This is a genomic window from Streptococcus jiangnanensis, from assembly GCF_040888325.1.
Lineage (GTDB): Bacteria > Bacillota > Bacilli > Lactobacillales > Streptococcaceae > Streptococcus > Streptococcus jiangnanensis.
Window position 1 is genome coordinate 358,737 of the sequence record NZ_JBFNFF010000003.1, and the last position, 6,515, is coordinate 365,251.

The 6,515-nt window shown below is 41.6% G+C and carries 6 protein-coding genes; 3 read left to right on the top strand and 3 right to left on the bottom strand.

The window, feature by feature from the left end; all coding sequences use genetic code 11:
• Positions 1–6: 6 nt before the first annotated feature.
• The 3 genes from pdxT to nox form a co-directional block, all read right to left on the bottom strand.
• Positions 7–588 carry a pyridoxal 5'-phosphate synthase glutaminase subunit PdxT gene (pdxT, locus tag AB2B49_RS06305; protein WP_320692003.1) on the bottom strand — a complete coding sequence of 194 codons (582 nt, stop codon included), beginning with the start codon at positions 586–588 and terminating at the stop codon, positions 7–9.
• A complete protein-coding gene (gene pdxS, locus AB2B49_RS06310; RefSeq protein WP_215804518.1) occupies positions 589–1,464 on the bottom strand; it encodes a pyridoxal 5'-phosphate synthase lyase subunit PdxS in 876 nt (291 codons plus the stop codon).
• 417 nt (positions 1,465–1,881) lie between these two features.
• Positions 1,882–3,261 (bottom strand): H2O-forming NADH oxidase, encoded by a 1,380-nt coding sequence (gene nox / locus AB2B49_RS06315; RefSeq protein ID WP_000036761.1) that lies wholly within the window; start codon positions 3,259–3,261, stop codon positions 1,882–1,884.
• Between the two features lie 307 nt (positions 3,262–3,568).
• Here nox and AB2B49_RS06320 point away from each other — a divergent pair, with 307 nt between their 5' ends.
• From AB2B49_RS06320 to AB2B49_RS06330, 3 genes are read left to right on the top strand one after another with little or no spacing between them, the layout of a single operon-like run.
• Positions 3,569–4,498 (top strand): FAD:protein FMN transferase, encoded by a 930-nt coding sequence (locus AB2B49_RS06320; protein ID WP_320692005.1) that lies wholly within the window; start codon positions 3,569–3,571, stop codon positions 4,496–4,498.
• A gap of 18 nt (positions 4,499–4,516) precedes the next feature.
• Positions 4,517–5,122 carry an NADPH-dependent FMN reductase gene (locus AB2B49_RS06325; protein WP_320692004.1) on the top strand — a complete coding sequence of 202 codons (606 nt, stop codon included), beginning with the start codon at positions 4,517–4,519 and terminating at the stop codon, positions 5,120–5,122.
• Positions 5,123–5,139: 17 nt separating this feature from the next.
• On the top strand, positions 5,140–6,381 hold the full coding sequence (locus tag AB2B49_RS06330) for an NAD(P)H-dependent oxidoreductase (RefSeq protein WP_000673675.1): 1,242 nt from the start codon (positions 5,140–5,142) through the stop codon (positions 6,379–6,381).
• The last annotated feature ends 134 nt before the right edge of the window (positions 6,382–6,515 follow it).

Below are 6,515 nucleotides of genomic sequence, written 5' to 3' on the forward strand. Positions count from 1 at the left end.
CTTTTCTCAACTTTTTTCTTTACACATATTGATAAAGTACTGGTGCAAGCCAACATCATCTGTTAACTCAGGATGAAAAGAGGTCACCAGCATATTTTTTTCTTGCGCAGCAACGATTTGATTATCAACTGTTGCTAGAATTTCTACACCCTCTCCAACACTGCTGATAATCGGTCCACGGATAAAGGTCATGGGAATCTGACCAACTCCCTTACATTCTGCCTCTGTATAGAAGCTTCCTAGTTGGCGTCCATAAGCATTGCGCTCAACCACTATATCCATGGTTCCAAGATGACTTTCTTCCTGAGAAGTAATTTCCTTAGCTAGCAAGATTAAGCCCGCACAAGTTCCAAAGACTGGTAAGCCATTGAGAATAGCTCCTCTTAGAGGAATCAACATGTTCTGGTCACGCAAGAGCTTGCCCATGGTTGTAGACTCACCGCCAGGTAATATCAAACCCACCAAGTCACTCTGATGCTGTTGAAAATCGTCTAAATTTCTTATTTCGACACTAGTGACTCCTAATTTATCTAACACCTTTGCATGTTCTGCAAAGGCACCTTGCAAGGCTAATATTCCAATTTTCATCTATTTTCCTCGCTCAGCCATGAGAATTTGGATTTCATTCTCATTGATACCAACCATGGCTTCCCCTAGGTCTTCAGAGATTTGTGCTAGAATTTGAGGATTATGATAGTTGGTTACCGCTTTGACAATAGCACTTGCTCGTTTAACAGGGTCTCCTGATTTGAAAATACCTGAACCAACAAAGACACCCTCTGCCCCCAATTGCATCATCAGCGCAGCATCTGCTGGTGTTGCAACACCTCCAGCTGCGAAGTTTACAACTGGCAATTTTCCATGTTCATGAACGTATTGGACCAATTCTACAGGGACTTGCAAGTCCTTGGCAGCCACATAAAGTTCATCTTCGCGAAGATTTTGAATACGGCGTATTTCTTGATTCATCATGCGCATATGACGAACGGCTTGAACGATGTCTCCTGTACCGGGTTCTCCTTTTGTCCGAATCATGGAAGCACCCTCAGCGATACGACGCAAGGCTTCACCCAAATCCTTAGCTCCACAGACAAAAGGAACTTGGAATTCTTTCTTGTCCACATGGAAACGATCGTCTGCTGGAGACAGCACTTCACTCTCATCGATATAGTCAATCTCAATAGCCTCTAAAATCTGAGCTTCAACAAAATGCCCAATTCTGACCTTGGCCATCACTGGAATACTGACCGCTTCTTGGATTTCCTTAATCATCTTTGGATCACTCATACGAGAAACTCCACCAGCTGCACGAATATCAGCTGGAATCCGTTCCAAGGCCATAACAGCTGCCGCACCAGCAGCCTCTGCGATACGAGCCTGTTCAGGGTTCTGAACGTCCATGATAACCCCACCCTTGAGCATCTGCGCCAAGTTTTTATTTAGTTCATAACGATTTTCAGTCATTTCTTAATCCTCATCATTTGTATTGGTAGCTACCATTTCATTTTAAGGCAGATTAGAAGGAATCACAAGATAAAAAAAGGATAATTGTATGGGTACAGATTGACACTCAATGAAAATCAAAGAGCAAACTAGGAAACTAGCCGCAGGTTGCTCAAAGCACTGCTTTGAGGTTGTAGATAGAACTGACGAAGTCAGTAACATATATACGGTAAGGCGAAGCTGACGTGGTTTGAATTTGATTTTCGAAGAGTATAACTAAAAAACTATCTGACCTTAACCTAAGGCCAGATAGCTTAGCTATTATTATTTTTCAGCTGTAAGTGCAGCCATTGTGATGTAATTGTATGGTTTGTTGAAATGTGGCAAGANCTAAAAAACTATCTGACCTTAACCTAAGGCCAGATAGCTTAGCTATTATTATTTTTCAGCTGTAAGTGCAGCCATTGTGATGTAATTGTATGGTTTGTTGAAATGTGGCAAGAAGAATAGGTCTGTCAAAGCCAATTTATCAATGGTTACATGCTCTTGGATAGCAAGTGAGAACATGTGGATTCCCATACTGATAGCAGCATCATGTGAAACCATTTGTGCACCAAGGATTTCGCGGCTGTCTTTGTCAAAGACAATCTTGATGGCAACTTCGTGGTTGTCATGTTTGATAAATTCTGGTTTTTGAAGATCGTTAAAGCCAGTTTCAGTTGCGTTATAGCCAGCAGCTTTGGCTTTTTCAAGAGTCAAACCAGTCGAAACCATATGAAGACCGTAGATAGAGATACCGTTTGATCCTTGAACTCCGATTCCTTCTAATTCATGTCCACAAGCGTTATAAGCACCAACGATACCAGTACGTACAGCGTTAGATGCAAGAGCGATGTAGCTTGTATCTTTACGTGCATTGTCATAAACAGTTGCACAGTCACCAACAGCGTATACACCTGGGATAGATGTTTCTTGTTTCTTATCTACAAGAAAGGCACCGTTACGGAAGAGTTCAATCTTACCGTCAGCAAGAGCTGTGTTTGGACGGAAACCAACAGCAAGAACTACCATATCTACATCAAATGTTTCTTTGTCTGTTACCAAGCGTTCAACTTTTCCATCACCTTGGATGGCTTTAACTGTTTGACCAAGAGCCAAGCGGATGTTGTGGTCTTCCAAGTTCTTCGCCATCATTTGTGTGAAATCTTTATCATAGTAGCCGTTCAAGACTGTGTCTACGATATCGACAAGCACCACTTCTTTTCCAAGACGCTCAAAGGCTTCTGCAAGTTCAACACCGATGTAACCACCACCAACAACGGCAATGCGCTCAAGGTGTTTGCTCTTGTCTTCAAGTTTTTCAATAACTTCTTCAGCGTTTTGGTACAATTTAACAAATTGTACATTTTCAAGAGTTGCTTTGAATTCGCGGTTGCCCTTAACGATTTCAACACCTTCGATTGGAGGCAAGATTGGAGTTGAACCAGTTGCAAAGATCAATTTATCATAAGACTCTTTGTGTTCTTTACCTTCAACTTCTGCAGTCACAACTTTGTTATCGTAGTCAATTGAAAGAACTGGTGAGTTCATGTAAACTTTGGCACCTTTTGCTTCCAATTTTTCTTTATCAGAGTAGAAGAGACCTTCTGGGCCATCAATTTGTTCCCCGATCCAAAGCGCCATTCCACAACCAAGGAATGAAATATTTGAGTTTTGGTCAAATACTACGATTTCGTTCTCATGTCCGAAGTTGTCCAACATGGTATTAATACAAGCTGTACCAGCGTGGTTAGCACCAACTACAACGATTTTACTCATAGAAAAATTCCTACCTTTAATTTTTGATTTACCTTTCTAGTATACCATTTACTGTTAGCGTTTACAAGGTATTTGCTCAGAATTCTCTTTTTTTCAGAAAAAAATACACTTAACATTGATAAATCTAATTTTTCTATCGTTTTCATATTAATTCTGAGCATATTTCTTGACTTTTTGTCAAAATTTATTTGTGAAAACGCTGACTTTATGATATGCTAGATACATGGAAAGAAAATGTAAGGGGTTTAATTTTTCTTTAACGACCTTATATTGAATGATTTCCTATAAAGAGAAAGGAGCTGGTAGCTTGCCTCTTCATTCACGTTCTGAACGGCTAATGGGAACAACTATCACGATTTCATTAGTAGATGAACAGGCTGATTGCCTACTTCAAGGAGCCTTTGATTTACTCAAGGAGCTCGAATACCGCTTCAACGCCAATAGTCAAGAATCCGAACTGATGGAAATCAACTACCAGGCTGGAATCGCACCTGTTAAGGTTCATCCTGACCTGTTTGAACTGATTGCTCTTGGACTGGAGCATAGCCTAGCTCCGTCTAGCCATCTAAATATCAGTATTGGTCCCTTGATTCAAACCTGGCGAATCGGATTTGCAGATGCACGGCTTCCAGAGTTAGACGAAATCGAAGCTGTCTTGCCTCTAGTTGACCCTCATTTTATCAAGTTGGATCCGACTAGCTCTACTGTCTTTTTAGAGAAAAAAGGAATGAAGCTTGATTTAGGTTGTTTAGCTAAGGGCTATAGTGCAGATAAGGTTGCCCAGTATTTAAAAGCACACGGTGTCACCTCTGCCTTGATCAATCTCGGAGGAAATATCCTCACCATCGGGAATAACCAAGCCAAAGAAGGGAATGCCTGGCAGATTGGGATTCAAGATCCGAGAAATCCTCGTGGCAATCATCTCCTAACCATTCCTGCTTCTAACAAATCCGTTGTCACTTCAGGTATCTATGAACGCCACCTGACAGTAGATGGAAAAGACTATCATCATATCTTTGATAGTAAGACAGGATTCCCTGTCGAAACTGATCTCGCTAGCCTGACGATTGTCTCTGATAAATCCGTTGATGGTGAGATATGGACAACACGCCTTTTCGGAGAGCGAAGCGCTTCTATCCTCTGGCAAGTCGAAAGTATAGATGGTATTGAAGCCATCCTCATCGACAAAGAGGGACGCCTTGCATGTTCTTCAGGCCTTCAAAATTGTATTATGTAAAAAGAGAAAGGAAATCTCATGCTAAAACTTATTGCCATTGTTGGAACGAACTCTAAACGTTCTACAAACCGCCAATTGCTCCAATACATGCAAAAACACTTTGCGGATAAAGCTGAAATTGAACTCGTTGAAATCAAGGATATCCCTGTTTTCAACAAACCAGCAGATAAGCAACTTCCAGCTGAAATTCTTGAGATTGCAGCTAAAATTGAAGAGGCTGATGGTGTGATTATCGGTACTCCTGAGTACGACCACTCTATCCCTGCCGTTTTGATGAGCGCTCTTGCTTGGCTATCTTACGGTATCTACCCACTTTTGAACAAACCAATCATGATCACTGGTGCTTCTTACGGTACACTTGGTTCATCTCGTGCCCAATTGCAACTTCGTCAAATCTTGAACGCTCCTGAAATTAAGGCAAATGTTCTACCAGATGAATTCTTGCTTTCTCACTCTCTTCAATCATTTAACCCAAGTGGTGACTTGGTTGACCTTGATGTCATCAAGAAATTGGATGCCATCTTTGATGACTTCCGTATCTTTGTGAAGATTACTGAGAAATTGCGCAATGCACAAGAATTGCTTCGCAAAGATGCAGAAGAATTTGACTGGGAAAATTTGTAAGATAGGAGACCGAAAGAATGAAATTTGTTGGACTTGTTGGATCAAACTACGATCAATCATATAACCGCAAACTCTTGGAATTTATCCGTCGCAATTTCAAATTCAAATTTGAATTAGAAGTCCTTGAAATCGACGAAGTTCCAATGTTTAACCAAGACGAAAAATGGGACGAAAGCTTCCAATTGCGTTTCTTGTATAACAAGATTACACGTGCTGATGGTGTCATTATCGCCACTCCTGAGCACAACCACACTATCTCAGCTTCACTCAAATCTGTACTTGAATGGCTTTCATACGAAGTTCATCCATTTGAAAACAAGCCTGTTATGATTGTGGGTGCATCATACTATGACCAAGGAACATCACGTGCCCAAGTTCACCTTCGTAAGATTCTTGACGCTCCAGGTGTCAATGCCTACACACTTCCAGGTAATGAATTCCTTCTTGGTAAAGCCAAAGAAGCTTTTGATAACAATGGAAACATCACCAACGAAGGAACTGTTAAATTCCTTGAAACTTGCTTAGATAACTTTGTTAAATACGTAGGAGTCGTTTCGAAATTGAAAAAACCAAAACCAATCGAACCAGAAGACTTGGATTGTGGAAAACCAATTGCTACAACCATTACAGAAGTTGACCCTGACGATCCAGAATGGGTAGAAAAAGTTGCAGCAATCACTGGAGCTGTTTCTGGTGATACCTACGTCAAATTGGACCACGGTATCCTGACAGTTAACCAAATTGATATGTTCTTGAAAGCTATGCCATTTGAATTGACATACGCTGACGACAACAATCAATTCCTCTACTACAACAACGCTCACCAAGATCCAGACACCATGTTTGCTAAACGTGTACCACCTCAATCAGGTAGCCGTATGTCGACTGTTCATGGTTCTCTTCCACCAGCACGTATGAAGAACGTAGAGTGGGTTATCGGAACACTTCGCAACGGAAACCAAGAATACGTTCGTACTATCGTTCCAGGTTCTCCTGCAGGTGTTATCAACACTCACAACTACCAAGCTATGTACTATCCTGACGGATCATACGCTGGTATCAATGAAATCGTCTTTAACTTCCAACCATGGCTTGACTGGTACTTACAAGAAACTGGTCAACGTTTGGTAGGTGGTAGTGGACCTTTTGCTCCTGCTGCCGGAGGTCATGGAGACGCAGATGCTACTTCTGGCGCTTCTGATACTCCTGACGGCGGAGGTCATGGAGGCGCTGACGCTACTTCTGGCGCAAGCAACTAAGAAATCAAAAGGAGCCTAATGGCTCCTTCTTTTTTGTTAATAATCATAACCACCCGTCAAACGGGTGGTTTGCACCAGGGCTATAAGCCCAAATTACCAGCCAGCGCCTAAAGGCGCTGGCTTTCACGTTGTTC

Excerpts from the sequence above, each read along its gene's own strand:
- pdxT (WP_320692003.1), bottom strand. The coding sequence starts at position 588 with ATGAAAATTGGAATATTAGCCTTGCAAGGTGCCTTTGCAGAACATGCA.
- pdxS (WP_215804518.1), bottom strand. The coding sequence starts at position 1,464 with ATGACTGAAAATCGTTATGAACTAAATAAAAACTTGGCGCAGATGCTC.
- nox (WP_000036761.1), bottom strand. The coding sequence starts at position 3,261 with ATGAGTAAAATCGTTGTAGTTGGTGCTAACCACGCTGGTACAGCTTGT.
- AB2B49_RS06325 (WP_320692004.1), top strand. The coding sequence starts at position 4,517 with ATGCTAAAACTTATTGCCATTGTTGGAACGAACTCTAAACGTTCTACA.
- AB2B49_RS06330 (WP_000673675.1), top strand. The coding sequence starts at position 5,140 with ATGAAATTTGTTGGACTTGTTGGATCAAACTACGATCAATCATATAAC.